The sequence below is a fragment of the Bacillus altitudinis genome (assembly GCF_001191605.1).
Taxonomy (GTDB): domain Bacteria; phylum Bacillota; class Bacilli; order Bacillales; family Bacillaceae; genus Bacillus; species Bacillus altitudinis.
The window spans coordinates 2,368,546-2,394,983 of sequence record NZ_CP009108.1; the positions used below are offsets into that span (position 1 = coordinate 2,368,546).

General features: G+C 41.3%; 29 protein-coding genes. 25 read left to right on the forward strand and 4 right to left on the reverse strand.

The window, feature by feature from the left end:
* The first annotated feature begins 6 nt into the window (after positions 1-6).
* Entirely contained in the window at positions 7-885 is an 879-nt protein-coding gene (gene ctaG, locus ID12_RS11915) for a cytochrome c oxidase assembly factor CtaG (protein WP_017359380.1), read from the forward strand.
* 236 nt (positions 886-1,121) lie between these two features.
* On the opposite strand, the gene ID12_RS11920 is transcribed toward ctaG, so the two are convergent.
* Entirely contained in the window at positions 1,122-1,487 is a 366-nt protein-coding gene (locus ID12_RS11920) for a YugN family protein (RefSeq protein ID WP_017359379.1), read from the reverse strand.
* Between the two features lie 161 nt (positions 1,488-1,648).
* On the opposite strand from ID12_RS11920, the gene ID12_RS11925 reads away from it, so the two are divergent.
* The 9 genes from ID12_RS11925 (at position 1,649) to coaD (ending at position 6,710) form a co-directional block, all read left to right on the forward strand.
* A complete protein-coding gene (locus tag ID12_RS11925) occupies positions 1,649-2,071 on the forward strand; it encodes a CBS domain-containing protein (protein ID WP_034646433.1) in 423 nt (140 codons plus the stop codon).
* Positions 2,072-2,193: 122 nt separating this feature from the next.
* On the forward strand, positions 2,194-3,237 hold the full coding sequence (locus ID12_RS11930) for a CAP domain-containing protein (protein WP_008345031.1): 1,044 nt from the start codon (positions 2,194-2,196) through the stop codon (positions 3,235-3,237).
* 109 nt (positions 3,238-3,346) lie between these two features.
* The gene (locus ID12_RS11935; RefSeq protein ID WP_017367184.1) at positions 3,347-3,760 is read left to right on the forward strand and encodes a YlbD family protein; all 414 of its coding nucleotides are present in this window, start codon (positions 3,347-3,349) and stop codon (positions 3,758-3,760) included.
* Positions 3,761-3,779: 19 nt separating this feature from the next.
* Positions 3,780-4,028, forward strand: a complete 249-nt coding sequence (locus tag ID12_RS11940) for a YlbE-like family protein (protein ID WP_017359376.1) — start codon at positions 3,780-3,782, stop codon at positions 4,026-4,028.
* A 73-nt stretch (positions 4,029-4,101) separates the two neighbouring features.
* On the forward strand, positions 4,102-4,509 hold the full coding sequence (locus ID12_RS11945) for a hypothetical protein (RefSeq protein ID WP_007499810.1): 408 nt from the start codon (positions 4,102-4,104) through the stop codon (positions 4,507-4,509).
* Between the two features lie 57 nt (positions 4,510-4,566).
* Positions 4,567-5,016, forward strand: coding sequence for a regulatory iron-sulfur-containing complex subunit RicF (gene ricF / locus ID12_RS11950; RefSeq protein WP_017359375.1), 450 nt, complete (start codon positions 4,567-4,569; stop codon positions 5,014-5,016).
* Between the two features lie 65 nt (positions 5,017-5,081).
* The gene (locus ID12_RS11955) at positions 5,082-5,354 is read left to right on the forward strand and encodes a YlbG family protein (RefSeq protein WP_008345023.1); all 273 of its coding nucleotides are present in this window, start codon (positions 5,082-5,084) and stop codon (positions 5,352-5,354) included.
* A 312-nt stretch (positions 5,355-5,666) separates the two neighbouring features.
* Positions 5,667-6,224 (forward strand): 16S rRNA (guanine(966)-N(2))-methyltransferase RsmD, encoded by a 558-nt coding sequence (gene rsmD, locus ID12_RS11960; RefSeq protein ID WP_007499805.1) that lies wholly within the window; start codon positions 5,667-5,669, stop codon positions 6,222-6,224.
* A 3-nt stretch (positions 6,225-6,227) separates the two neighbouring features.
* A complete protein-coding gene (gene coaD, locus ID12_RS11965) occupies positions 6,228-6,710 on the forward strand; it encodes a pantetheine-phosphate adenylyltransferase (protein ID WP_007499803.1) in 483 nt (160 codons plus the stop codon).
* Between the two features lie 13 nt (positions 6,711-6,723).
* On the opposite strand, the gene ylbJ is transcribed toward coaD, so the two are convergent.
* On the reverse strand, positions 6,724-7,932 hold the full coding sequence (gene ylbJ, locus ID12_RS11970; RefSeq protein ID WP_048001591.1) for a sporulation integral membrane protein YlbJ: 1,209 nt from the start codon (positions 7,930-7,932) through the stop codon (positions 6,724-6,726).
* 156 nt (positions 7,933-8,088) lie between these two features.
* On the opposite strand from ylbJ, the gene ID12_RS11975 reads away from it, so the two are divergent.
* Positions 8,089-8,868 (forward strand): patatin-like phospholipase family protein, encoded by a 780-nt coding sequence (locus ID12_RS11975; protein WP_017367186.1) that lies wholly within the window; start codon positions 8,089-8,091, stop codon positions 8,866-8,868.
* 4 nt (positions 8,869-8,872) lie between these two features.
* Positions 8,873-9,901 (forward strand): SepM family pheromone-processing serine protease, encoded by a 1,029-nt coding sequence (locus ID12_RS11980; RefSeq protein WP_017359372.1) that lies wholly within the window; start codon positions 8,873-8,875, stop codon positions 9,899-9,901.
* A gap of 36 nt (positions 9,902-9,937) precedes the next feature.
* Here the strand turns inward: ID12_RS11980 and ID12_RS11985 are convergent, their stop codons facing one another.
* Positions 9,938-11,182, reverse strand: coding sequence for a nucleotidyltransferase (locus ID12_RS11985; protein WP_025207289.1), 1,245 nt, complete (start codon positions 11,180-11,182; stop codon positions 9,938-9,940).
* A gap of 206 nt (positions 11,183-11,388) precedes the next feature.
* Between ID12_RS11985 and ID12_RS11990 the strand changes: the two genes are divergently transcribed.
* From ID12_RS11990 to gerR, 3 genes are all read left to right on the forward strand, one after another.
* The gene (locus ID12_RS11990) at positions 11,389-11,907 is read left to right on the forward strand and encodes a YceD family protein (RefSeq protein WP_008345010.1); all 519 of its coding nucleotides are present in this window, start codon (positions 11,389-11,391) and stop codon (positions 11,905-11,907) included.
* Positions 11,908-11,928: 21 nt separating this feature from the next.
* On the forward strand, positions 11,929-12,102 hold the full coding sequence (gene rpmF, locus ID12_RS11995) for a 50S ribosomal protein L32 (RefSeq protein ID WP_008354700.1): 174 nt from the start codon (positions 11,929-11,931) through the stop codon (positions 12,100-12,102).
* A gap of 138 nt (positions 12,103-12,240) precedes the next feature.
* Positions 12,241-12,780: a sporulation-specific transcriptional regulator GerR gene (gene gerR / locus ID12_RS12000; RefSeq protein WP_017359370.1), complete on the forward strand. Its 540-nt coding sequence runs from the start codon at positions 12,241-12,243 to the stop codon at positions 12,778-12,780.
* Between the two features lie 44 nt (positions 12,781-12,824).
* On the opposite strand, the gene ID12_RS12005 is transcribed toward gerR, so the two are convergent.
* Complete coding sequence (locus ID12_RS12005) at positions 12,825-13,304, reverse strand: N-acetyltransferase (protein ID WP_007499784.1); 480 nt, start codon at positions 13,302-13,304, stop codon at positions 12,825-12,827.
* A gap of 211 nt (positions 13,305-13,515) precedes the next feature.
* On the opposite strand from ID12_RS12005, the gene ID12_RS12010 reads away from it, so the two are divergent.
* The 10 genes from ID12_RS12010 (at position 13,516) to murD (ending at position 26,393) form a co-directional block, all read left to right on the forward strand.
* Positions 13,516-14,409, forward strand: a complete 894-nt coding sequence (locus tag ID12_RS12010; RefSeq protein WP_035392152.1) for a 2-dehydropantoate 2-reductase — start codon at positions 13,516-13,518, stop codon at positions 14,407-14,409.
* A 65-nt stretch (positions 14,410-14,474) separates the two neighbouring features.
* Positions 14,475-16,094, forward strand: coding sequence for a bacillithiol biosynthesis cysteine-adding enzyme BshC (gene bshC, locus ID12_RS12015; protein WP_050827235.1), 1,620 nt, complete (start codon positions 14,475-14,477; stop codon positions 16,092-16,094).
* Between the two features lie 127 nt (positions 16,095-16,221).
* Complete coding sequence (gene mraZ / locus ID12_RS12020) at positions 16,222-16,653, forward strand: division/cell wall cluster transcriptional repressor MraZ (RefSeq protein WP_003211163.1); 432 nt, start codon at positions 16,222-16,224, stop codon at positions 16,651-16,653.
* A 66-nt stretch (positions 16,654-16,719) separates the two neighbouring features.
* The gene (gene rsmH / locus ID12_RS12025) at positions 16,720-17,652 is read left to right on the forward strand and encodes a 16S rRNA (cytosine(1402)-N(4))-methyltransferase RsmH (protein ID WP_050827236.1); all 933 of its coding nucleotides are present in this window, start codon (positions 16,720-16,722) and stop codon (positions 17,650-17,652) included.
* Between the two features lie 36 nt (positions 17,653-17,688).
* Entirely contained in the window at positions 17,689-18,036 is a 348-nt protein-coding gene (ftsL, locus tag ID12_RS12030; RefSeq protein WP_025207292.1) for a cell division protein FtsL, read from the forward strand.
* Positions 18,037-18,043: 7 nt separating this feature from the next.
* Entirely contained in the window at positions 18,044-20,194 is a 2,151-nt protein-coding gene (locus ID12_RS12035) for a penicillin-binding protein (RefSeq protein ID WP_050827687.1), read from the forward strand.
* A 125-nt stretch (positions 20,195-20,319) separates the two neighbouring features.
* Positions 20,320-22,239: a stage V sporulation protein D gene (locus ID12_RS12040; protein ID WP_017359366.1), complete on the forward strand. Its 1,920-nt coding sequence runs from the start codon at positions 20,320-20,322 to the stop codon at positions 22,237-22,239.
* Positions 22,240-22,450: 211 nt separating this feature from the next.
* Positions 22,451-23,926: a UDP-N-acetylmuramoyl-L-alanyl-D-glutamate--2,6-diaminopimelate ligase gene (locus tag ID12_RS12045; RefSeq protein ID WP_007499773.1), complete on the forward strand. Its 1,476-nt coding sequence runs from the start codon at positions 22,451-22,453 to the stop codon at positions 23,924-23,926.
* A gap of 136 nt (positions 23,927-24,062) precedes the next feature.
* On the forward strand, positions 24,063-25,037 hold the full coding sequence (gene mraY / locus ID12_RS12050; protein ID WP_007499771.1) for a phospho-N-acetylmuramoyl-pentapeptide-transferase: 975 nt from the start codon (positions 24,063-24,065) through the stop codon (positions 25,035-25,037).
* Between the two features lie 9 nt (positions 25,038-25,046).
* Positions 25,047-26,393, forward strand: a complete 1,347-nt coding sequence (gene murD, locus ID12_RS12055; RefSeq protein WP_370648319.1) for a UDP-N-acetylmuramoyl-L-alanine--D-glutamate ligase — start codon at positions 25,047-25,049, stop codon at positions 26,391-26,393.
* The last annotated feature ends 45 nt before the right edge of the window (positions 26,394-26,438 follow it).

Sequence of the window (26,438 nt, forward strand, 5' to 3'; positions counted from 1 at the left end):
GCAGCAATGGAAAACTTAGAGATATTTGGATTTCGTGCATTATGGAGTCCTTACTATTTGACATGTATTGTAGTAGCAGCCACTTTTTATCTGCTTCTCGTGACGAAGGGAAAGCACCGTGCGACGGTGAAAGAGAAAACGCTGTTTCTCACGGGGCTTGTGTTGCTTTATGCAGTGAAGGGGAGCCCGATTGATTTAATGGGGCATATTATGTTCAGTGCGCATATGGCGCAAATGGCAGTGCTCTATTTGGTCATCCCGCCGCTTCTTATTACAGGTTTACCTGCGGCGATTTGGGAGCGGATCATTCAAACACGGGGTATTCAGCCGATTTTCCGCTTGTTTTCTAAGCCGTTGATTGCCTTGCTCGGATTTAACGGGTTGTTTTCGCTGTATCATATTCCGCTTGTGTTCGATTTTGTCAAAACAGATCCGTTTTATCACGCATTGATGACGGTTGTCATTTTTATCGCTGCCTTTTTCATGTGGTGGCCGCTTGTCCATAAAGTGCAAAGTCAGCCGCAGATTACGGGCATTTTAAAGCTTGGATATATTATGGCAGATGGGATTTTAATGACACCTGCCTGCGCACTCATTATGTTTAGTGAAGCGCCTATCTATGCCACTTATTCAGATGCCGGCGCATGGATACAAGCACTGCACCTATGCGTACCGAGTGATATGCTTGCTGGTCTTGCGCTTACGGGACCTGACATGTTTCATACATTGCCGCTGCTAGAAGATCAGCAACTAGGTGCTATTTTGATGAAAATCATTCAAGAGATTGTATACGGATCGATTCTTGCTGTTGTCTTCTTTGACTGGGCAAGAAAAGAAAGAGCGAAAGATGCCGTACCAGATGCGCTCATTCCGAAATATGAATAAATGAAAAACACAGCCGCAGGGGCTGTGCTTCCAGATTGTTGGCAAAGGGCTAAAATGAACTTTATTTTAGCCCTTTGTCTTCTTTTCAGCGTGATAGAAAACCTTTGCAGCCCTAGGAAGGACGAGCACTGGAGCGGATCGAATTTGGCATTCGTGAGCACCAGCGCACAGGACTGACAACGAATGCGAGGGTTTGTCTACACGCTGAAAGCACAGCCGTAGGGGCTGTGCTTCTTTTATGCTTCAGCAGTTATCGCTTCTAGTTTTTCTTTCAATAGGTTCAGCGTTTTTTTGCTGGATTGAATAAGAGATTTAGGGAAATCTTCGCCTTCTCCATATTCAACACCATGCGGATAATAGTGTTTTCCAAGTAAAGGTGTCAGCAGCTGGATGTGGGCTTTTTTGGAGCCGACATCTCCCTCAGTGGCGTAGCCAGAGATCCGTAAGTAAAACGTCCCCTCTACCATGTTATACTTCCTGTCGTACGTCACACGCTCATAATCCCATTGATCGGCTCGTACAAATCCTTCACTTTCCATAATGAAATCCAATTTATTTAAGTCAGCTGATACCTTTTCAATCCCCGTACCTTCAAACTTCACCCAAAACCCCTCCTTATAAAAATTCCCTTTACTGACAATCATAGTATGAAAGCGTTAAACTTTCAACTGTGAAAGGTATGTTCTTTTATAAGCTGGTTACAGTAATAAAGAAAATAACGGATGGAGGAATCAACGTGAAAACGAAAAAAATCAAAGATATCATGACGAAAAAAGTAGTGACGTTGCAAAAGGACGACAATGCGTATGAAGCCGCAGTCAAAATGAAAGATGCTGACATTGGTGCCATTCCAGTAGTCGATGGGGATCAGCTTGTTGGTATTGTCACAGACCGCGACCTTGTACTTAGAGGTATTGCTGAGAAAAAGCCGAACTCACAAGAGGTTGGTGCCATCATGACGAAGGAAGTATTGACAGCTGAAGAAGATGCAACCCTAGAAGAAATTGTCCGGTTGATGTCAGAACATCAGCTCCGCCGTATCCCGGTTGTCAAAAACGGGGCACTCACAGGAATCGTAGCCCTTGGGGATTTATCAGTTGAAGATTTATCAAACGATCGTGCAGGTGATGCTCTGACGGAAATCTCTCAACAAGACCAGGATCATGGCCAAGGATTTCTTCATTAGGAGGGGCATATTTTAAATTCGTGTTAAATAGGCTGTATTGTCGTTGATAAATGGAGCAAGTTTTGTTTAAATGACAGTAGAAGGTACTTTTTGTACCTTGTCAATTTAACGGAGGTGTTTATTTGAAAACTGTGCTGAAAACACTCTTCATCCTCCTGATTATATCTGGAACGTACGTTCTGTTTATTCAATATGGATCTTCACCAGAAAAAGAAAACAGCAATGAGCCGAAGGTGTCTAATGAAGAAACATCTAGCGATAAGCCGATCAACATTCCGAAAAAAGGTCTCATGTCCTTTATGGGGAAGTCTTCAAACGAAGTGCTTAAACAGCTAGGGGAACCAGATCGCATTGATCCTTCCGCATATGATTATGACTGGTGGATATACAATCAATCGAAGAAACACTATATTCAAGTAGGGGTAAAGGACAGTAAAGTGGTGACCTTGTTTGCGACAGGGGATGGGCTGAATGTTGAGCCGTTTAAAATCGGTCAAGCCACAAGTGAAGTATTTAAAAAAACACAAATCGCTCCTTACATTCATGTAGAGGACGAGGGAAATTCATATCGCTTTGAATTCTCAGAAGATGATATGAATACCAGGCCGACGGTGAAAGTGGGAGATGATGTGTATGTCCAGCTCTACATGGATAAGTTTGAAAGCACTCTTTCGAGCATTAGAGCCTTTAACGCAGATACATTTGTCAAACAAAAGCCGTATGAAGTCGTCTATCGAGGCCAATTAATTGAACCTGAGGCGATATCAGGTGAAAAATGGAAGGATATTGAAGCGTCGAGTCAAAAACAAATTTTTGATATGACCAATATTATCCGCCATAAGTACAAACTGCCGACCTTAAAGTGGGACGATGAAACCTCTGAAGTGGCATTCATGCATAGTGAGGACATGAAAGATCATCATTATTTCTCCCATGAATCTAAAAAATACGGCACGCTGAAAGACCGGTTAGAAAGAGGAGAGGTCGCATTTCAACTTGCGGGGGAAAACATTGCGTATAATTATGTTGATGGCCCTGCAGCTGTAGAAGGCTGGCTGAATAGCGAAGGTCACCGGAAGGCATTGTTAAATCAAGATTACACGCACCTTGGCGTTGGTGTGAAAGAAAAGTACTATACACAAAACTTCATTAAGAAAACGTCTTAATCCTCTAAACAGCTGCGCACAGATGGCGGCTGTTTTTTTATGAAAAGGGCTCACCAAAATAGATCCAGATGTATATAGTATAGTAGGCATTTGTATGGGGGGTGAGGATATGACAAATAAGCAAAAGCAAACATCCATTGATGAATTTAAACAGTTCGTCAGACGCCATCCGAAATTAATCCAAGAAGTGCAGACGCAAGAAAAAAGCTGGCAAAGTTTATACGAGAATTGGGTCATGTTTGGTGAGGAAGATGATATGTGGTCTCCTTACCGGCAAACACAAAAGGAAGAAGCAAAAGAAGAAAAAGCCGCTAAGCAAAGTGAACCGGGAAAAGCAGATTTTATGTCTAAAATGGTTTCTGCAGTGAAAAAAATGGACGCTGATCAAATGAATGAACAAATTAATAAAATGAGCCAGTCTATTTCCTCTTTACAAAGCTTACTCGGTCAATTTTCATCAAATGGCTCAAAGAAGGGTTCATCTGGAGGCAGCCAGCACCCATTCTCCTTCAGGAAAGATTAATTGAAAGGGGATGCTTTTGGTGCGGAGAGAAGTACAAGAGTTTGTCATGGCCGAAGAGGATCGAATCAAATTCATCAGGCAGCGCCCACTCTGGTATAGACAGTTAACGCGGCATCCTGAAAATGTCACTTCGTTTGAATTAGATAAAATGAACTTTTACGAAAAAACCATTCCTCATCGTGTGAGCCAGTTGAGCAATAGTGTCCAAATGGCTGAAATGATGATTCAGATGTTCCAAGCAATGCGCAATCAAAATGGAGCCGGGTGAGGCTTTTTTTGAGTTGATTAAGATGTCTATTTCATGAGCATCCTATGAAAGTAGACGAAAGGAGAATCAGAACATGAAATGGATGCTGTCAATATGCGCATTGCTTTTTCTTCTCACCGGATGTCAAAGTCAACATGATCAAGAGCAAGTAACTAGGCAAGAACCAGCAGTACCAGTCATGCAGCAGACGCAAAGTGAAATGAAGCAGCAAGGCTTTTTAAAATACAAAGTGCAGGGATCTGTTGTGTATATAGAAAGTACACTTCAAGATTTTCACCTTGAACCTTCACCCCTGAAAAAGGATAAGAAGGCGGGGTATTTTACTGTGTATGTAGACGGGAAACGGGCAGGCAATGAGTATACTGCGGCGTTTGTGGTCAAGCACCTTTCAAAAGGAAAGCATAAAATGACCGTTGTGCTAAATTCTCGTCACCCTGAATATAAGCAGAAAAGAGAGACGTGGGATGTATTTGTCACGTAAAAGCATTTTCTGATCCATAGGTTTCGTGGTAAACTATGAATTGGAGGTGCAACATTTATGTATGCGACAATCGAATTCGTGGAGCTCCAAGAGGAAGCAAATCAATTGGCTGCCATGATTCTTCAGTCGGAGGAGGCTGAACATTACCGCAACTGCTTTAAGCGTCTCCAGCAAGACGAAGAAGCCCAACAAATTATTGCCCATTTTACAAAAGTAAAAGAGCAATATGAAGATGTGCAGCGGTTCGGCAAATACCATCCGGACTATAGAACGATCTCAAAAGAAATGCGTGAGGTCAAAAGAAAGCTAGATCTTCACGATACAGTGGTTGATTTCAAAAAAGCAGAAACAGCGATTCAATCCATCTTAGATGAGATTAGTATTGAAATCGGGCAAGCTGTATCAGCATATATTAAAGTTCCAACAGGGAACCCATATTTTGATGGTCTATCATCATGCGGCGGTGGCTGTGGATCAGGAGGCAGCTGTGGCTGTAAAGTATCTTGACGAGACTTGAACGTCTCGTCTTTTACATAATGAACGGAAAGAATTGAAAAGCGGCAGGTGAAAAGATGGATACCAAACGTCAAGGGATGGTCGTTTGGCTGCATTCGTTAAAGCAGTCAAAAGCGCTAAGGAAATTTGGGAATGTTCACTATATTTCAAGGAAAATGAAATATGCAGTGATTTATTGTGATATGAATGATCTTGAGCGCCACATGGCAAAGCTCAGTTCATTGCCATTTGTAAAACGTGTTGAGCCTTCCTATAAACCTTTTATTAAATTAGAGTACGAATCGAAATTGGACAAAGCAAAAGAGTATGATTATAAGGTGGGCTTTTAAAGACACAAAAAAACCCCCGCGGCATCACCCGCGGGGTCCTTCTATTCTTAATGATTCATTAAGGAGAAGGCAAAGGGAGAGGAGAAACCGGAGGAAGAACTTATGGGGAAACGTAAGTCTTCTCCGCGGTTGGCAACAGCACCACATCAGATGCTGTTAACAGTAGTATGACCCTCTCTTTTGTGATCTATACATAGAAAATGAATGGAATTCAGTGCATTGTCCCATGTGGAGTGGATATGGTAAGATAATGTTGAATTTTTTGTCATCAAACAATATTCAATAGATGCAAGCAGAAAAAGTGGTGGAAAAATGAGAGTGATTTCTGGAACAAAAAAAGGCCGCACGCTGAAAGCCGTACCCGGCCAATCAACAAGACCAACAACAGATAAAGTAAAAGAATCCATTTTTAATATGATTGGACCGTATTTTGATGGGGGATGGGCCCTTGATTTATTTGCTGGAAGTGGTGGTTTAGGAATTGAAGCGCTTTCTAGAGGATTCGATCATTGTATATTTGTGGATCGAGATATGAAGGCGATTCAGACGATTAAAGGCAACTTGAATCAATTGTCGCTGATGGATCAAAGTGAAGTGTTTCGAAATGATGCAAACCGTGCACTCGCCGCTGTAGTGAAGCGAGAAGAATCTTTTCAAGCCATCTTCCTTGATCCGCCGTATAAAGATCAAAAGTTGAAAGCACTTCTTGATACGATTGATGAGCATTCCTTATTAGCAGATGATGGCGTCATTGTGTGTGAGCATGATAAAGATGTGACACTGCCAGAGGAAGCAGGACAGCTGCATATCTCAAGGCAGGAAATGTACGGAATGACTGGCATTACGATCTATAGAAAGCGGGGAAATTAAAGCATGGGGAATATAGCCGTTTGTCCGGGTAGCTTCGATCCAGTCACATTGGGCCATTTGGATATTATCAAAAGAGGGGCGAAGATTTTTGATGAAGTATATGTGTGCGTCCTCAATAATTCGTCAAAAAAGCCGTTGTTTACTGTTGAAGAGCGATGTGAACTCATTCGTCAAGCAACAAAGGAGCTACCAAATATCAAAGTGGAATCCTTTCATGGACTGCTCGTTGATTATGCGAAACAAAAAGAGGCGAAAGTCATTTTACGCGGACTTAGAGCGGTGACGGACTTTGAATACGAGATGCAAGGGACATCAATGAACAAAGTGTTGAATGATGACATTGAAACGTTCTTTATGATGACGAATAATCAATACTCCTTCTTAAGTTCAAGCATTGTTAAAGAAGTAGCGAAATATCATGGATCAGTCAAAGAGCTTGTACCGCAAGAGGTCGAAGCTGCGCTGAAAGAGAAATTTAATGGATGAGTGCATTGTGCACTCATCCATTTTTTAATTTCTGATAATAGAGTGCAATATACACGATCAGACTGAACAAGGTGATGAGAGGACCAGCAGATACAAGCTGATTCCATAACACGCTGCTAAACATCACGACTTGCTCGCTTGTTTCAAATGCCCCTGCTGGAAGCGCCATGTCTGCTTTAGAGACATAAAGGGGTTTGAATAACAAAAAGGCAAAGACGGCTGCGTAAATACCGTGAAGCAAACGGGCGAAGAAAAACGGTTTAAAGCGTATATCGGTTGCTGCCAAAATCCCAGCTACCTGAGCTTGAACGGAGAATCCGCTAAATCCTAAAATAAAGCTGACCACAATTGTTTTAGCGAGCAGGGAAACCTCTTGTGACCCTGTGAGCTGACTTCCTAATGTGATTTCAAATAGACCCGCAATCATGGCTAGATCTAATTCCGGCGGAAGGTGCAGCGTTTTCAGTATAGAGCCGATCCCGATAGAGAGAAGATCTGTTACATGAACGACAGCGAGCATTTTACTAAAGACAGAAAATAAAATGATAAAGCCGCCAATCATAAAGAGCGTTTGAACAGATGACATGACAGCGTCACTTAATATTTGGCCAAGTGGTCTTTTTTCTGCGAGTCTTGCCGTATGAAGAGCGCTGAATGCTTCTCGAATTGGAGGCAATAAAAATCCTTTTCGGCTTCTGAGGTGCGCATCATGACGTGCTTTATATCCGCGCATCGTCACCCCAACCGCGAGATTTCCTAAATAATGTGCACAGGCTAACACAATGCCTAAAGCTGGGTGATGAAAAAATCCTACAGCCACTGCTCCAAAAATGAACAAAGGGTTTGAAGAATTGGTAAATGACACAAGGCGTTCTGCTTCAATTCTTGTCAGCTGTCCTTCCTGCCGAAGTCTTGTCGTCAATTTAGCGCCAGAAGGAAAACCAGAGGCCATTCCCATCGCTAATACAAAACCGCCGACACCAGGCACCCGAAAGATAGGCCGCATAAATGGCTCTAATAATACGCCGACAAATCTGACAATCCCGAAACTGATTAATAGCTCGGACAAAATAAAAAAAGGTAGCAGCGATGGAAAAACCACTTCCCACCACATTGCAAGTCCATTTTTCGATGCTTGCAAAGAGGCTTGTGGATGTGTTATCACAGTGGCTGTTAAAAAGATAAAAAAAGCAGCGATGAACAGAGTGTTCCATTTTTTCATGGAGATGTCGCCCCTTGCCGTTATAATCTATTGGCGAGCTCGTGATTAAAGAAAAAGAGATGCTAGCCGAGCCTGTCTTCTATTACTATACGATGAGAAGGGGCATGTTTAGACCTATAGATTCGTATATATGCATAGAAAGAGGAGGGTGGATTCATGAAACGACCGATTATCGGGCTTGCGCTGGGCTCCGGGGGTGCCAGAGGGATGGCGCATATCGGGGTTTTATCTAGTCTTGAGAAACAAGGAATTCAGGTGGATATGATCGCAGGAAGCAGTATTGGTGCTCTTGTGGGGAGCTTTTATGCGGCAGGACAAGACGTAGAAAAAATGAAAAAACTTGCACTTGTCTTCAGAAGAAAGTATTATGCTGACTATACACTGCCAAAAATCGGTCTGTTAAAAGGAAATCGAATTTTGCAGCTGATTCACACGTTTACATATGGGAAGAATATTGAAGAAATGCGCGTGCCTCTTGCGATTGTCGCCTGTGACCTTCAGACAGGGGAGAAGGTTGTGTTCAAAGAAGGGTCTGTCTCACAAGCAGTCAGGGCAAGCATTAGCATTCCGGGTGTGTTTGTTCCGCATGAAATAGGCGGCAGGCAATTGGTGGATGGAGCGGTAGTGGACCGCATTCCTGTCTCTGTTCTCAAAGAAATGGGGGCAGATCTCATTATCGCCTCTGATGTATCAAGGGTGAAAAAAACAGAAAAGGCAACGAGATTATCGGATGTCATTATGCAAAGTTTGGACATCCTTCAAAATGAATTGGTTCGTCACCAAACCATTCATGCAGATCTCATGATTCGGCCGAAGCTCGAGACCTTTAGCTCTAGTGCGTTTACACAGGTTCAAGAAATGATTGAAGCAGGTGAACTCGCCGCCGACCAACTAAAAGGAAAACTGAAAGATGTCATTGATAAATGGGAGTGTTAATCGAATGAAAAAATTAAATATTCGCTGGCTCAGCTTTTTTGCTGTTGTTCTAGTCTTATTTGGCTTAACTTTTGTGAAACTGCCCTATTACGTCACAAAGCCAGGTGATGCCACAGAAATTGCGCCACACATTCAAGTAGACGGAGGATATGGCGAGAAGGGCAGCTTTTCTCTTATGACCATTAAAGTAGGTCCAGCCAATCCATATACGTATTTGCTTGCAAAAATGAACAAGTATGACGAAATCGTTCCAGAAGAAAATATTAAAGCGGACGGAGAGTCTGATGAGGATTATATGAAACGGCAGCTGCAGCTCATGAAAAGTTCTCAAGAAAATGCGATGATTGCCGCTTATACAAAAGCGGGAAAAAAAGTAGATTATACGTTTAATGGGGTATATGCGAGCTATGTGATGAAAGGAATGCCTGCATATGGGAAGATTGAAGTTGGTGATAAGATCAAAAGTGTCGACGGCCATACATACGAGTCAGCAGATAAAATGGTTTCGTATATCAGCAGTAAAAAAGCAGGCACGACTGTCCGTTTTGTACTTGAACGTAATGGCAAAGAAATCACGCAGAACGTGACGTTAAAACCATTTAAAGAAGAGCCAAAACGAGTGGGAATTGGCGTATCACTATTTACAGACCGTCATGTGAAAGTGTCTCCTTCTGTGAAAGTGGATATTGAAAACATCGGCGGTCCATCGGCTGGTTTAATGATGTCACTTGAAATTTACAATCAGCTGACAAAAGAAGATGAAACACATGGCTATGCGATCGCAGGAACTGGAACGATTGATGCAGATGGTACAGTCGGACCGATTGGCGGAATTGATCAAAAGGTTGTTGCAGCAGACAAAGCAGGGAAAGACATCTTCTTTGCACCGAATGATAAAGGTGACCCAAACTCTGACTACAAAAATGCAGTCAAAACAGCAAAAGATATTAAAAGTGATATGAAAATCGTTCCTGTGGATACCATGCAGGACGCACTAAACTATTTAAACAAATTAAAAGAGAAAGCATCATAAAAAAGAGCAGCCTGCAAATCAGGCTGCTTTTTTCTATCAAGATGAAAAGAGTCCGCTCTCTTCATCATATCGAATCGGTGATGTTTTAAACTCTGCTTTCGTTAATTCTGTTTGCATGGGTTCACAGATGGGAAGGCTGAACACCCTTGAAGCGCGAATATCAAGATCAAGGGCGGGATGTGAAAAGGAAGACAGTTTACTCACAAGTGGTACATCCAACTCTTTTTTTACAAGAGACAGGTACTGTTGTCCTTTCCTTGTCATTCCAAGTAAACGAATATAGGGCGCTTTTTTCTCTTCAAGCAGCTCGTGCATCGTCTTTTTCTTCACGTTCATTAATAGATGCGTATTCATCCGCTGTAACCTTGTCCACGTATATCGTTTTGTTTTGACAAGTGATAGATACTCCTCGTAGGAAGACGCATGTGTCATGGCTTTTTGCATGCGGTGTTCAATGCCTTCTTCAATTTCATAGATGCCCTCTAGTTCACTCGTATCCATTGTATGAAAGACATGTTTCAGAAAGCGAAAATAGGCTTCTTGCGTATGTAAAAGACCATATGAAGAATGATAGTCGTGTAATTGCTTTAAAGTAGCGTCCGGGAGGTAGGGCGTGACTGCTTGAAATGAGCTCTGTTCTTTTAAAGCTTTTCGGATACTTGTGGCGCTTGCGATTTTTTGGTTGTCAGGTAGTTCTTCATCATGATAATCAGATGCAATTCTTTGAGACGTAAAAGGCTGCATGTGAGGAGCTCTCTCTAAGATGGCTTTAACATAATGAAAGCCTAAAATGTTATTTGGTTTGGACAAATCCAGTAAGTGTTCAGAATGAATGACTTCTTGAAACGCACCTGCTGCTGCTGCGGGATAACTAAGACCTTCTTTCACCTTTTCTTTTGTGAAAAGGTCAATCTCTGCCTTTTTTTCATACCAAGCGTGTGCTGTGCGCTCAAATGCGTTGATCTCTCCATCCTCACTGCCGAAAAAAAGAGAATGGCATTTTAATGCATCAAGGATGGACACAGCGCCATTGGCGAAGGTTTCTGCCTTTTGTACGGCATATATGTATGGAAGCTCACACACAATGTCTACGCCGTTTTGCAGTGCCATTTTTGTGCGTGCCCATTTTGAGACGATGGCAGGCTCCCCGCGCTGGAGGAAAGAACCGCTCATGACGGCAATGGCAACATCTGAGGAGGTTTGTTTTTTCGCCTGATTCACATGATAGGCATGCCCATAATGAAATGGATTGTACTCGACAACGACTCCCACTGCTTTCAATAGATGTTCCGCCTTTCTTGCTATGGTTAAATGGTCTGTGCTACAGTAGCATAAGGGAAAAATGAAGACCATTTTTTTCAGTTTAGGCATTCCGAGAACTGATGTCAAACAGCCCTTTGACGTCATGAAGGACTGTAAAGAAAAAATATTGACAAATAGCATGATGAAAGCTATAATCATGTTTGTTGCTCTTAGAGGTGATACAATTGAAATGGACAGTTTATCAGTTACATCAAAAAGCTAAAAACAGCTTCGATTTTCATGAGACGGTTGACTTAAATGAACTTACTAGCCTTCATTCAGATATACGTCGTATTTCACCAGTAGAGGTGAAAGGGACTGGAGTGATCGAATCAAAGCAAGTCGCATTTGATTTAACCATCACAGGTGAAATGACATTGCCTTGTTCAAGAACGCTTGTTGATGTAAATTATCCATTTGCGATTTCAACAAAAGAACTATTTGTACTTCATAAGACAGACGATATAGAAGATGAAGACGTATCTGTTGTAGAAGACGATATCATCGACTTAACGCCTATAGTCAAGGAAGAAATTCTTCTTGAAGTGCCCATGCAAATCTTTTGCGACCAAGCTGATGTAAAAGGTGCTGCACCACAGGAAGGGAATGACTGGGCGGTCATTTCGGAAGATGCACATCAAAACCGAATTGATCCTCGTCTGGAAGGCTTGAAGAAGCTCTTAGAAGAAAATAATGAATCTTAACTCTTTAAGGAGGTGGGAATAATGGCTGTACCTTTTAGAAGAACTTCTAAAATGAAAAAAAGATTGCGTCGTACGCATTTCAAACTACAAGTACCTGGTATGGTAGCTTGCCCAGAATGCGGTGAAATGAAAATTTCTCATCGTGTCTGCAAATCTTGCGGAACATACAAAGGCAAAGACGTAAAAAGCAACTAATGCTTGATAAAAAAACGTGAGGGAATCTTCCCTTGCGTTTTTTTATTGATCTATTTTTTAGGTTTCTCTCCTGCAAATAGTCTATCTACTCTAGTAAGCGCATATGATGTGGTATTCAGATTCAGGGGGGATGATGAGTTGACGATTACACGGCAGGACGCATGGACACAAGATGAAGATTTACTTTTAGCAGAAGTTGTCTTAAGGCATATCCGAGATGGAGGTACCCAGCTTTCAGCATTTGAAGAGGTTGGAAAAGCATTGTCAAGAACAGCAGCAGCATGTGGATTCAGGTGGAATTCTTACGTCAGAAAGCAGTACCAGGCAGGCATTGAGCTTGCCAAAAAACAGCGAAAAGAACTGCGTAAAAAAATTGGTATCCATTCTTCGGGTTTACCGCAGCATGCGTTCACCATAGAAGAGAAGGCATCTTCTGATCAGACTGAACTGACGCTTCGAGAAGTAATTCGGTTTCTAGAGCAGCTTGAGAAAGAACCATCTGGTCCAGCTTATTTACGGGAGGAGCTTAAAGATGCACAGCATCAATTAAAATCACTCACCGAAGAAAATGAACAGCTGAAACGTCAATTAAAAATGACAGAAGAAGATTACCGGGCACTTATTGGTATTGTTGAAAGAGTCAAACAGAATATCAGCTTAAAAGATTACGCAAAATAAGAAAACGCCCCTCACAGATGGAAAGAGGGGCGTTTTCTTAATGATTAAGCGGACTCACCTGTGTTCTTTTGTATATGTGCAGGCTCCCAAATGAGTGGGTTTTCTCCTTTATCGCGTTCCATATCATATTTCACCGCTTCAAAGCCCATTTTATCCCAAAAACCGGCAGATTTGACGCGTGGATTCGTTCGAATTGGAAGGCCGAAAGATTTTGCGAAATCAACAAGCGCTTCGCCGTATCCTTTACGCTGATATCCTGGCAGCACTTCTAGTTTCCACAGCTCTAGATAATCATGATTATGGTCAAAATACGTCGTCGTCGAGCCATCTACTTGATAGAGGCTCATACGTGCCACAAGCTTATCTCCAAAGTAAATCCCATAAAATGGAGAGTTGCTGTCATTTTCAATCATATTACTTTCTAGGTCTTCAAGCATGGAAAGTTCTTGTATGCCATATTCCTTAAATTGTTTAAATTCCTCTAATGTTTTGTAGTTAATCAGAAGACGTTTTACTTGTGTCATGTGATCTTCCCCCTTACACACATAATGTCGACAGTGATGTCATTGAAGGCGTTTTCATCCCATCCGCCTAAAAAAAGTTTTTACACTTATTATTATAGTTTTTTAATTAAAAAAATTCAATCATAGCGCGTTATCTGCTTTTTGCATCGTAGCACGAAACTGGTAAAATAGTTGATAACATGAAGTAAACAGAAAAAGGGAAGTGCGGCAATTGAAAATTGGAATCATTGGCGGTGGTGCGATTGGTCTGCTTTGTGCCAGTTATTTATCAGAGCATCATGACATCACCCTCTTTACAAGAAGAAAACAGCAGGCAGAAGAAATTCGAGCATTAGGCATTGAACGAATGGTAAGAGGGGAAACCATTCAATCAGCTGTTGGAGCCGATACGGGAGTCAAAGGAATATTTGATTTGCTGATTGTGACAGTGAAGTATCATCACCTGCAAGATGTTCTAAGTGAATTATCAGGACTGCCTCGTCAGCGGATCTTATTTTTGCAGAACGGAATGGCCCACTTATTCGATTTAAAGAACTGGAAAGCGGCACATCAGTTATATATTGGTGTAGTAGAGCATGGCGCAATGAAGGTGTCTGATCGCGCAGTAAATCATACAGGAATTGGTGTCATCAAGTGGGGAGCATTTCTGCATGAGGAAAAAGGACCTATGAGTAGTGAACTGTCAACGGGCGATTTTCAAATGGTTTATACAGATGAATGGAAGAAAGTACTGGAGGAAAAACTGCTCGTCAATGTGTGTATTAATCCTTTGACGGCTTTATTACATGTGAATAATGGGGAATTGGTATCGAACCCGTCATATGAACATATGATGACATGTGCATTTGAAGAAGCGGTTTCCATTCTAGGGTTGCTTGAGAAAGATCGTCTATGGGCTCATGTGAAATCAATTTGTCATCAAACGGCTGCCAATCAATCGTCGATGCTGCAAGATATCGTCAAAGGCCGCCAAACTGAAAGAAAAGCAATCATTGGCTACCTTTTAAAAAAAGCTCAAGGTCAAGGGATGACGCCGCCGTTCCTCACTTTCTTGAATAGAAGCTTGGAAGTATTGGAAAAAAAGCAAACAAAATCTTTTGAGTGAGCTCATTTACATGCTATACTTTTTTCGGGAAACTAACTATTTATTGAAGAAAGGAAGTTCTAAACATGCAATTGACTGAACTTTCCATCCGAAGTCAGAATTTATTCATACGTGATTATATAGAAGAAAAAAAAGAGATGACTGCTTTTTTTGATTATGATATACATTCTGAGCACACATGGAAAAAGAGATACGACGATCTCATGGAAAGGAGCTTCCCGCGCGAGGCTTTAGCGGATTATATGAGCGCATATCATGCGAAATTTGATTCGGCTGCGATGCGTGAGAATATTGAGAAGATCCGTGATGAACGGAGCGTCATGGTGGTTGGAGGACAGCAGGCAGGCTTACTGGCAGGTCCGCTTTATACCATACATAAAATCATTTCCATTATTCAGTTTGCCAAAGAAAAAGAATCAGCGCTTGGCGTTCCTGTTATTCCGGTCTTTTGGGTAGCGGGTGAAGATCACGACGTAGACGAAATTAACTTTGTGTACACGTCTGGCGAAAAAGGCCCAGTCAAACAAAAGCTTCCATTACATCATGTGAAAAAAACAGCTGCGAAAAGAACACCTCTCCACCAAGAGAAAACAGAGAGATGGCTTCGTGATGTATTTTCAACCTATGAGGAATCTGCTTACACCAATGACTTGTTTGATCAGCTTCTTCGATGTTTACGCAAATCAGAAACGTTTACTGATTTCTTTGAGTGGATTGTTTGCGATCTATTTGAAGAAGATGGACTGCTGTTATTGAATTCAGGAGACTTCGGCGTGAAGCCACTTGAACGTACGTTATTCAAGCAAATTGTGGAGTCGAGTGATGCGATCGTGGCTCGCTTAAATAACACGCAGGCTGCCATGAAACAAGCGGGGTATCAGCCGATTATTGAAGCTGGTGACCATCAAGCCAACTTGTTTTACGAATATGATGATGAACGTTTCCTCATTGAACAAGAGAATGGCCAATTTTCTATATCTGAAGTGGGGCTTACTTGGACAAAAGATGAGCTTTTGCAGGAAGTCGAGGAGCACCCAGAGCGGTTTAGCAATAATGTGGTGACCCGTCCATTGATGCAGGAAGCCCTTCTTCCAACGCTTGCTTTTATGGCTGGACACGGTGAAGTGAACTATTGGGGTGAGCTGAAAGGCATCTTCGAGTACTTCGATGTCAAAATGGCACCCGTTCTTCCAAGACTGCACGTCACCATTCTTGAAAGGCATATTGATAAGAAGCTGCCAATAAGAGAATTGTCGGTTGAAGAGGTGCTGACAAAAGGCGTGAAAGAAAAGAAGGATGCGCACTTTCAGCAAAGTCTTCCAGACAGCTTCGTTCAATCAGTTCAACATGCCAAACGTGAATTAGCGAATGTTCACGAGGCAATGAGACAAGAAGCGCTAGAGATCGAACCAAGCTTTGAACAGCTATTAGATAAAAATGCCAAATTTATAGAAGACCAGCTTCAATTTGTTTATCAAAAGGTTGCAAAGCGTGTGGAAGAGAAGGAAGGATACATCCTTCGAGATTTTGAAAGGATTGAAAATAGTTTAAAACCACTCGAAGCACCACAAGAAAGAATTTGGAATATCATGTACTTTTTAAACAAATATGGTCCAGAATTCTTCAAAACGTTCAAAAATCTGCCATTTTCATTTCAAAACAAGCAACAAATTGTCAAACTTTGAAATAAAGTTTTAATGAACCCTGACTAGTTCAGGGTTTTTTTTTATGTGGAAACAGTGTAAAATAAGTTTTGTGGAGAGAAGTGGTGGATAGTGGAGAGTATGGGTGAGAAAGTGGGGCTCTAATATCATGTTCATGGGTGAATACCAACATACGATTGATACAAAAGGGCGCATGATCATCCCTGCTAAATTTAGAGACGGTCTCGGAGAACAGTTTGTGCTGACGAGAGGGCTTGATCAATGTTTATTTGGCTACCCTATGAGTGAGTGGAAACTAATTGAAGAGAAACTCAAAGCACTGCCGCTAACGAAAAAAGATGCACGTGCGTTTACCCGGTTCTTCTTCTCCGGCGCAGTTGAATGTGATCTGGACAAGCAGGGGCGCATTAACATCGCATCCAACCTACTCCAATATGCAAAACTCGAAAAAGAATGTGTGGTCATCGGCGTTTCAAATCGAATTGAGTTGTGGAGTAAGTCGATCTGGGAACAATATACAGAAGAGCAAGAAGATTCTTTTGCTGAAATTGCTGAAAACATGATTGGATTTGATATATAATAATCCCTTGTGCAGCAAGCTTTCTACACATTCATTTCTATTTGAAAAAGGTGGGACCATATCATCATGTTTCAACATGAGACAGTATTATTAAAAGAAACAGTTGACGGTTTAAACGTCAAAGAAGACGGTACATATGTGGACTGCACGCTAGGCGGCGCAGGTCATAGCTCATATTTACTATCTCAATTAACAGAAAAAGGTACATTGATTGGGTTTGACCAAGACGATGCTGCACTGGATCATGCACGAGAGAAGCTCGCACATGTTAAAGCGAACATTCTTTTCATAAAAAGCAACTTCCGATATTTAAAAGAACGTCTGAATGAACAAGGAATTACAAGCGTAGACGGTGTGATTTTTGATCTTGGGGTTTCATCACCTCAGCTTGACACACCAGAGAGAGGCTTTAGTTATCACCATGATGCACCTCTTGACATGCGAATGGATCAAACCGCTGCTTTGTCGGCAAAACAAGTGGTGAATGAATGGCCATTTGAAGATCTAGTTCGGATTTTCTACAAATATGGGGAAGAAAAATTCAGCAAGCAAATCGCACGCAAAATTGAAGAAGCTAGAAAAAAAGCGCCAATTGAAACAACAGGTGAGCTTGTCGACATTATTAAAGAAGGAATTCCCGCACCTGCAAGGCGAAAAGGCGGACATCCAGCGAAAAGAGTGTTTCAAGCGATCCGAATTGCCGTAAATGACGAATTGAAAGTATTTGAAGAAGCACTAGAACAAGCAATAGAGTTACTCAATCCGAAGGGGAGAATTTCTGTCATTACATTCCATTCACTTGAAGATCGGATTTGTAAAAGTACATTTAAAGAAATGTCTTCTCTTCCAGAACTTCCGCACGGACTACCAGTGATTCCAGAAGGACTTGAACCAAAACTGAAGCTGATCACGAGAAAACCAATCGTTGCATCAGAACAAGAGCTGGAATATAACAACCGTGCCCGTTCAGCGAAGCTCCGAATTGCAGAAAAAAAGTAAACGACACCATAGATGATGATAAAAAGGAGGTTTCTTATGAGTAATTTGGCTTACCAAAGAGAAGTAAAGCAACATCAAACCGAGCAACAAGGTCAATCGGTTGTGATTAGAAGAAGAGGTTCTATTACACTTGGTGAAAAAATCTTACTTGTCATGTTTGTCATGGCTCTCATGTGCAGCTCGATCCTCATCATTTCGAAAGCCTTTGCTGTTTATCACGCAAATATCGAAGTGCAGAAGCTAGAACAGCAAGTGTCTTTAGAATCGAAAAAGATCACTGAACTGCAAAAGCAAAAAGATTTACTAAGTGAACCAGAGAGAATCATTGAAGCCGCTAAAAAAGCAGGCTTAAGCATGTCGAAAGATGTTAAGAAGGTCGATTAACATGGCGATGCCTAAAAAGAATAAAATGATGAACAGAGGCGCGGCAATTGCGAGTATTTGCTTCGCCCTGTTTTTCTTTATCATCCTTGCACGTTTTATTTATATTCAGATTACGGGAACCGTCGATGGACAAGTGTTAGCTGCAAAAGCCAATGAACAATATCAATCGAAAAAAACACTTGAAGCCAAAAGAGGGTCCATTTTAGACAGAAACGGAAATGTGATTGCAGAAGATACATCTGTGTATAAGCTGATTGCGATCATGAGCAAGAAAATGACGGTCGATCCAAAGCATCCGATGCATGTCGTTGACAAAGAAAAGACAGCAAAAGAGCTGTCAAAGGTCATTGATATGAGTGAGAGTGAAATTTTAAAGCGTCTGAATACAAAAGATGCATTCCAAGTCGAGTTTGGTAAAGCTGGAAAGGATATTAGTTTTTCAACTAAGGAAAAAATTGAAAAGCTAAAACTTCCTGGGATCGCCTTTGAAAAAGACACAAAGAGGTATTATCCAAACGGCATGTTTGCTTCGAACTTAATCGGTTATGCTAGATTAGATGAAGCGACGAAGGAAATGTCAGGCGCAATGGGTCTAGAAAAGGCGCTGAATAAATATTTAAAAGAAAAAGATGGCTATGTAACGTATAACAGCGACAGAAGCGGATGGGCACTTCCGAATAGTAAAGAAGACATCGTTGCCCCGAAAGACGGGAAAAACGTCACGCTGACCATCGACCAAAAAATTCAGGCATTTCTTGAAGAAAGTATGACGCAGGTCGCTAAAAAATATAAGCCGAAGAAAATCATTGCGACAGTCGTTGATCCGAAAACTGGAAGAGTTCTTGCAATGGGACAGCGGCCAAGCTTTAATTTAAATGAACTCGACATTACGAATTATAACAACGATGTCATTTCCTACGCATTTGAACCAGGTTCAACGATGAAAATTTTTACACTTGCTGCTGCTATCCAAGAAGGAGTGTACCAAGGCAGTGACAAGTATCAGTCTGGTACTTATAAAGTAGGCGGTGGTCTTGTAAGAGACCATAACAACGGAAATGGCTGGGGAAAAATTGATTTTCATGAAGGTGTTCTACGTTCTTCAAACGTAGCTTTTGCGAAACTGGCAAAAGAAAAGTTAGGTTTCACACGCTACGAACAATACTTACAAAAATTCCATTTCTATGACAAAACAGGCATAGATTTGCCGAACGAAGCGTCTAGTAAAATCAATTTCAGATACGAATATGACAAAGCATCGACTGCTTATGGTCAGGCGTCCGCGATTACCCCAATTCAGCAAATTGAAGCGGCGACAGCCATTGCCAACGGTGGAACGATGATGAAGCCATATGTAATTGATCATATTACAGACCCGAACACAAACAAAACAATTTTACAGCACGAACCAACAGTAGCTGGAAAACCAATTTCTTCTGATACAGCGAAGCAAGTCCGTGACATTTTAGGTGAGGTCGTTTCCTCAAAAATTGGCACAGGACAGCCATATCAAATCAAAGGTTTTGATGTCGCTGGGAAAACAGGTACAGGACAAATTGGCGGTGCTGGCGGCTACCTTCAAGGGAGAAACGATTACGTCTTTTCATTTATGGGAATGGCACCAAAAGATGATCCGAAGCTGCTCGTTTATGTGGCTGTCCAACAGCCTCAGCTATCTGAAACACAAACAGGCTCTGCCCCTGTTTCAGAAATCTTTAACCCTGTGATGAAAAATAGTTTGCTCTATTTAAATATCGCACCAACAAAAACAGATGATAAAAAATCTGGCAAACAGAAAATAAAACAAGAAACAATGCCGTCATTCCTAGATTTAGAAGTGAAACAGGCAGAAACAGAAGCAAAAAACAAAAAGTTATCACCTGTTGTCATTGGTGACGGTCTATCCATTAAACGCCAATGGCCAAATGCGGGCTCTGAATTCTCTGAAAGCCAGAAAGTCTTTTTGAAAACAGCAGGGAAAACCATTAAAATGCCTGATATGACAGGCTGGTCCAGAAGGGAAGTTCTTCAATATGCGTCTATTTCAGGTGTGCATATTGAAACAAATGGACAAGGATATGCTGTCAAACAAAGCGTGAAAAGTGGAGCGGAGATTTCAGATAAAGTCGTCACAGTGACCTTCAAAAGTCCAAATTAACTTGAAAACCTAGCAAATCATTTGCTAGGTTTTTTTCTTCTGCTTGAGCGATGGACGAGATCGTTCTATAAAAAGACGAGCCTGCATATGATGAAAACAAGCCATATGTAAGGAGTGAACCGGGCGTGCGAGTGTCAAGTGTAACAGTGAGAAAACGATTGCTTTTCGTGCTGCTGTTTGGGGTGATCATTTTTTTCATCATAGATACTAGATTAGGATATGTGCAGTTTATTATGGGCGAGAAGCTGACAAGTTTAGCGAAAGATTCATGGAGCCGTAACCTTCCATTTGAACCAGAACGAGGAGATATTTTGGATCGAAATGGAGTGGAGCTGGCGACGAACAAAAGTGCTCCCTCTATTTTAGTCGTGCCGCGGCAGGTGAAAGACCCAGCAGAAACAAGCAAAAAATTAGCAGCAGTGCTGAATATGTCTGAGGAGAAAGCGTACAAGCATGTCACCAAGAAAACGTCTATAGAACGAATTTCCCCAGAGGGGAGAAAAGTATCTCATGAAAAAGCAAAAGAAGTCAGAGAGCTTGATTTAGATGGAGTCTATGTAGCAGAGGACAGCATTAGACATTACCCGTTTGGAAGTTTCTTATCTCATGTATTAGGTTTTGCTGGAATTGATAATCAAGGCTTACTTGGGCTAGAAGCGTACTATGATGATGACCTAAAAGGTGAAAAAGGCTCTGTGAAATTTTATTCTGATGCAAAAGGGCAGAAAATGCCAGATGAAGCAGATGATTATACACCGCCTAAAGATGGGCTTGATATGAAATTAACCGTTGATTCAAAAGTGCAAACCATCATCGAACGAGAATTAGACAATGCCCAGGCAAAATATAACCCAGATGGCATGATTGCCATTGCTATGAATCCGAAAAATGGTGAGGTTCTGGGAATGTCGAGCAGACCTGACTTTGATCCGGCTGACTACCAATCAGTTGATTCAAAAGTATTTAACCGAAACTTACCGGTGTGGAGCACATATGAGCCAGGATCGACGTTTAAAATCATTACACTGGCAGCTGCCCTGGAAGAAAATAAAGTAAATTTAAAACGTGATCATTTTTTTGACAGCGGATCTGTGACAGTGGATGGCGCAAGACTCAGATGCTGGAAAAAGGGAGGACATGGATCACAGTCGTTTCTAGAAGTGGTACAAAACTCTTGTAACCCAGGATTCGTCGAGCTAGGCGACCGTCTTGGGAAAGATAAACTATTTTCTTATATTAAAAATTTCGGCTTTGGTCAAAAGACAGGAATCGACCTTCAAGGAGAAGGTAGAGGAATTTTGTTCCCGCTTGATCGTGTTGGTCCTGTAGAACAGGCAACAACAGCCTTTGGTCAAGGTGTATCTGTTACGCCGATTCAACAAGTAGCTGCAGTGGCAGCCGCAGTAAATGGAGGAACGCTTTACACCCCTTATATTGCAAAAGAATGGATCGATCCAATTACAAAAGAGGTAGTGAAAAAGCAATCACCAATTGCCAAGAAGAAAGTCATTTCAGCGGAGACGTCTAAAGAAATCAGGTATGCCCTTGAAAGTGTAGTCGCTCAAGGAACTGGTCGGAATGCATTCGTTGAAGGATATCGGGTGGGCGGAAAAACAGGAACAGCACAGAAAGTAAAAGACGGAAAGTACATGGAAAATAACCACATTGTGTCATTTATCGGGTTTGCACCTGCGGATGATCCAAGCATTGTTGTATATGTAGCAGTAGATAACCCAAAAGGCACGATTCAATTTGGTGGGACAGTAGCAGCACCTATTGTGGGCCATATTATGCGAGACAGTCTGCCTGAAATGGGCGTGAAAAAAAGAAAAGGACAAATTGAAAAGAAGTATCAATGGCTGGACACAAAAACCATTGAGGTACCGAATCTTGTAGGAGGATCTGTTTCTGACCTTGAATCACTCCTGATTAATCTAAAGATTGATGCTTCAGGAACTGGCAGTAAAGTGGTGAAGCAATCGCCTGCTGCCGGCACAAAGGTCAAAGAAGGTTCCACGATCCGATTATACTTAAATGATGAATAATAAAGAATGAACAGAGGGTAGCCGCACTCATTCGGCTGCCTCTTTTTGTTGAAACAGAAGGGTCGCTTTAAAAAAAGAGCATAAAGTGTGCTTTTTCCAAGAGAAACTTAAGGAATACGCTGGATGTATCCTTTTTTTTACGATAAAATATAGACTGTGTGTTTTTTTCACAAGACATGCACGTGAACGAATTTGAGAGGTTTGATATGAAATGAAATTACAAGAACTCCTTACATACTTTAAAAGTGAAAACAATGAACTGATAAACGAAAATCCGGAGATTACTTCCATTGAAATGGATTCAAGAGAAGTGAAAAAAGGGAGTCTTTTTGTCTGTATAAAAGGCTATACAGTAGATGGACATGATTACGCTGAAAAAGCAGTGAAAAGCGGGGCTGCAGCGATTGTAGCAGAACACCCACTTCACATAACAGATGTACCAGTCATTATTGTAAAACACTCTCAAAGAGCACTTGCAAGAATAGCAGATGCTTTTTACGAACAGCCAACTCATCAACTCAATCTAATTGGTATTACAGGAACGAACGGGAAAACGTCCACAACACACATGATTGAGCAAATCATGAGAAAAGCCGATAAAAAAACAGGTTTAATCGGTACGATGTATATGAAGGTAAACGATGAAATTCTCGAAGTGAAAAACACAACACCTGAGAGTGTCACCCTTCAGAAGACCTTTAAGCAGATGCTTGATCAAGACGTAGATACGGCCATTATGGAAGTATCATCACATGCTTTGCATCTTGGGCGTGTTCATGGATGTGATTATGATATTGCCGTCTTTACAAATCTTACCCAAGATCATTTGGACTACCACAACACAATGGAAGAATATAAACATGCAAAAAGCTTGCTCTTTTCCCAGCTCGGAAGTGCCTTTCAGCACGATAAGCCGAAGCATGCCATTTTAAATGCAGATGATGAAGCGTCTAGTTATTTTGAAAAAGTCACAGCTGCTGAGATTATGACGTATGGCTTAGAGCAAGAAGCAGATGTAATGGCAAAGAACATTCAAATCAAACCAAAGGGAACACAATTTGATTTGATCACCCCAATCGGCACAAAAAATGTGACGGTTGCCCTTATTGGGAAATTCAATGTGTATAACATTTTAGCAGCTGTATCAGTAGGAATTGTATCAGGCTTAACGTTTGAAACGATCGTTAGTGCCATTGAAGAACTTGAGGGAGTCAAAGGAAGATTCGAACTTGTGAATTTTGATCAAGACTTCCCAGTCATCGTTGATTATGCGCACACACCTGACAGTTTAGAAAATGTACTGACTACGTGCAGAGAATTAACAGAAGGTAGAATTTTCTGTGTAGTTGGCTGCGGGGGCGACCGTGATAAAACCAAGCGCCCTCAGATGGCCCAAATCGCTGTGAAATATGCAGATGAGCCTGTTTTCACATCAGATAATCCAAGAAGTGAAGATCCATCAGCCATTTTGAAAGACATGGAAAATGGCGTGCCAAACGCCTATTATCACAGCTTTGTGAACCGGAAACAGGCCATCTTTTTTGCCATTGCCAATGCAAAAAAGGGCGATACAGTCTTAATAGCTGGAAAAGGGCATGAGACGTACCAAATCATTGGTGATCAAGTCTATGACTTTGATGATGCCAAGGTGGCAGCGGACGCTATTTTAGATCTAAACAAATCTTAAAAATGATGAAAAGAGTGTAATGAAATGAAGCATTTTGTACAAAAACAACATACGAAAGACACGAATGAATATCATAATAATGAATGCTATTTTCTAATGGAAAACGGCTTTGGAAATTCGGAAGGAGTAAAGAACAATGCTTGAACAGGTGATATTGTTTACAATCATAATGGGATTTTTAATCAGTGTTCTTTTATCCCCGATTTTTATTCCGTTTTTAAGAAGACTTAAATTTGGTCAAAGTATTAGAGAAGAAGGACCTCAGTCTCACCAAAAGAAATCTGGTACCCCAACAATGGGTGGAATTATGATTATCTTTTCTATTACAATTACAACGATCGTGATGATTAACAAATTCTCTGAGATTAGTCCAGAAATGTTTTTATTGTTATTTGTCACCCTTGGCTACGGATTATTAGGATTTTTAGATGATTATATTAAAGTAGCGATGAAGCGAAATCTTGGCTTAACATCGAAACAAAAACTGATCGGGCAAATTGTGATTGCTGTGATTTTCTATGCAGTCTTCCATTATTATGAGTTTGCAACGACTATTCGCATTCCAGGAACAGATGTCAGCTTTGACTTAGGATGGGCATACTTTATCCTCGTCGTTTTCATGCTTGTCGGTGGTTCTAATGCGGTAAACCTTACGGATGGACTTGATGGTTTATTATCTGGAACAGCTGCTATTGCATTCGGAGCTTTTGCTATATTGGCTTGGAATCAATCTCAGTATGATGTTGCGATCTTTTCGGTAGCAGTAGCAGGCGCTGTCCTTGGGTTCCTTGTCTTTAATGCGCATCCTGCAAAAGTATTTATGGGTGATACGGGATCGCTTGCTTTAGGCGGTGCCATAGTGGCCATTGCCATTTTAACGAAACTTGAGATTTTACTCGTCATTATTGGAGGAGTATTTGTTGTTGAAACGTTATCCGTTATCCTTCAAGTCATCTCCTTCAAAACAACTGGAAAAAGAATCTTTAAGATGAGCCCGCTTCACCACCACTATGAGTTAGTTGGCTGGTCTGAGTGGAGAGTAGTTGTCACCTTCTGGACAGCTGGTTTATTGCTTGCTGTTTTAGGAATTTACATCGAGGTGTGGTTATAATTGAATAGGATGCAAATGTTAAAAGACGAACATGTACTAGTACTAGGCCTTGCAAAAAGCGGATATGCGGCAGCCTCAATTCTTCACGAGCACGGAATAAACGTGACGGTCAATGACCAAAAAGCTTTTGAAGAAAACGAGCCTGCTCAGTTACTTTCTGAAAAGGGGATTGATGTCATTTGTGGCAGTCATCCTCTTCGTGTGTTCGACGATAAAGAAATTACGATTTTAATTAAGAACCCTGGAATTCCTTATGAGAATGTGATGGTCCAAGAGGCGCTTCGCCGAAAAATTCCAGTTTGGACTGAAATAGAATTGGCGTATCATTTGACCTCATCTCCTTTTATTGGGATTACCGGATCAAATGGAAAAACGACCACGACTACTTTGATTTATGAAATGTTGAAAAAAGACAGCCAAAAAACATTGGTAGCAGGTAATATCGGAACGGTCGCAAGTGAAGTTGCCGCGCGTGCAGCGGGCGATGAATGGATCGTAACTGAGCTCTCTTCATTTCAGTTAATGGGAACCGTTGAATTCAGACCTAAAATCAGCTTAATATTAAATATTTTTGACGCACATTTAGACTATCATCACACGCGTGAAGAATACGAAAAAGCAAAACAGAAAGTGTATGCACATCAACTGGAAGATGACATAGCTGTGGTTAACCTAGATGATCCATCTGTTGTCAAACTAGCAGAAGATTCGAAAGCGCAAAAAGTGTTTTTCTCAGTTAAAGAGCCGGTAGCACATGGAGCGTTTATTAAAGATGGTGCCATCTACTATATGAATGAACATGTCATTGACCTAAAGGATGTTGTTCTTCCTGGTGAGCATAACCAAGAAAATATTCTAGCAGCTATTTGTGTTGTAAAAAATGCAGGCTGCTCAAACGAAGCGATTGCACAAGTTCTTACTACATTTAGTGGAGTGAAGCATCGTTTGCAATTTGTGGAGACGATTCAAAATAGAAAATTTTATAATGACAGTAAAGCGACCAATATACTGGCAACAAGTAAAGCTTTGTCTGCCTTCAAGCAGCCGACCATTTTACTAGCAGGTGGACTGGATCGTGGCAATGAATTTGATGAATTAAAACCTTTTATGAAGAATGTAAAAGGAATGATTACATTTGGTGAGACTGCGCCTAAGTTTGTGAAGCTTGGTGAAGAGCTGGGAATACATCACGTAAAACATGTCGATAATGTTGAACAAGCAGTACCTGCGGCGTTTAGCATATCTGAAGAAGAAGACGTGATTTTATTGTCTCCGGCTTGTGCAAGTTGGGATCAGCATAAAACATTTGAAGAACGTGGAGACATGTTTGTAAACGCCGTGCATATGCTTAAATAAGGGCTTGTCTCTCATATGACTGACAGCCCAAATGAAATTATGCTT

Bases quoted from the DNA above. Each gene is read 5' to 3' on its own strand.
- ylbJ (WP_048001591.1), bottom strand. From the start codon at position 7,932: ATGAAAAAATGGAACACTCTGTTCATCGCTGCTTTTTTTATCTTTTTA.
- rsmH (WP_050827236.1), top strand. From the start codon at position 16,720: ATGTTTCAACATGAGACAGTATTATTAAAAGAAACAGTTGACGGTTTA.
- coaD (WP_007499803.1), top strand. From the start codon at position 6,228: ATGGGGAATATAGCCGTTTGTCCGGGTAGCTTCGATCCAGTCACATTG.
- ricF (WP_017359375.1), top strand. From the start codon at position 4,567: ATGTATGCGACAATCGAATTCGTGGAGCTCCAAGAGGAAGCAAATCAA.
- ID12_RS11955 (WP_008345023.1), top strand. From the start codon at position 5,082: ATGGATACCAAACGTCAAGGGATGGTCGTTTGGCTGCATTCGTTAAAG.
- ctaG (WP_017359380.1), top strand. From the start codon at position 7: ATGGAAAACTTAGAGATATTTGGATTTCGTGCATTATGGAGTCCTTAC.
- rsmD (WP_007499805.1), top strand. From the start codon at position 5,667: ATGAGAGTGATTTCTGGAACAAAAAAAGGCCGCACGCTGAAAGCCGTA.
- ID12_RS11935 (WP_017367184.1), top strand. From the start codon at position 3,347: ATGACAAATAAGCAAAAGCAAACATCCATTGATGAATTTAAACAGTTC.
- ID12_RS12045 (WP_007499773.1), top strand. From the start codon at position 22,451: ATGAAATTACAAGAACTCCTTACATACTTTAAAAGTGAAAACAATGAA.
- ID12_RS11980 (WP_017359372.1), top strand. From the start codon at position 8,873: ATGAAAAAATTAAATATTCGCTGGCTCAGCTTTTTTGCTGTTGTTCTA.
- ftsL (WP_025207292.1), top strand. From the start codon at position 17,689: ATGAGTAATTTGGCTTACCAAAGAGAAGTAAAGCAACATCAAACCGAG.
- mraY (WP_007499771.1), top strand. From the start codon at position 24,063: ATGCTTGAACAGGTGATATTGTTTACAATCATAATGGGATTTTTAATC.
- rpmF (WP_008354700.1), top strand. From the start codon at position 11,929: ATGGCTGTACCTTTTAGAAGAACTTCTAAAATGAAAAAAAGATTGCGT.
- mraZ (WP_003211163.1), top strand. From the start codon at position 16,222: ATGTTCATGGGTGAATACCAACATACGATTGATACAAAAGGGCGCATG.
- bshC (WP_050827235.1), top strand. From the start codon at position 14,475: ATGCAATTGACTGAACTTTCCATCCGAAGTCAGAATTTATTCATACGT.
- ID12_RS12005 (WP_007499784.1), bottom strand. From the start codon at position 13,304: ATGACACAAGTAAAACGTCTTCTGATTAACTACAAAACATTAGAGGAA.
- murD (WP_370648319.1), top strand. From the start codon at position 25,047: ATGCAAATGTTAAAAGACGAACATGTACTAGTACTAGGCCTTGCAAAA.
- ID12_RS12035 (WP_050827687.1), top strand. From the start codon at position 18,044: ATGCCTAAAAAGAATAAAATGATGAACAGAGGCGCGGCAATTGCGAGT.
- ID12_RS11975 (WP_017367186.1), top strand. From the start codon at position 8,089: ATGAAACGACCGATTATCGGGCTTGCGCTGGGCTCCGGGGGTGCCAGA.
- ID12_RS11945 (WP_007499810.1), top strand. From the start codon at position 4,102: ATGAAATGGATGCTGTCAATATGCGCATTGCTTTTTCTTCTCACCGGA.
- ID12_RS11925 (WP_034646433.1), top strand. From the start codon at position 1,649: ATGACGAAAAAAGTAGTGACGTTGCAAAAGGACGACAATGCGTATGAA.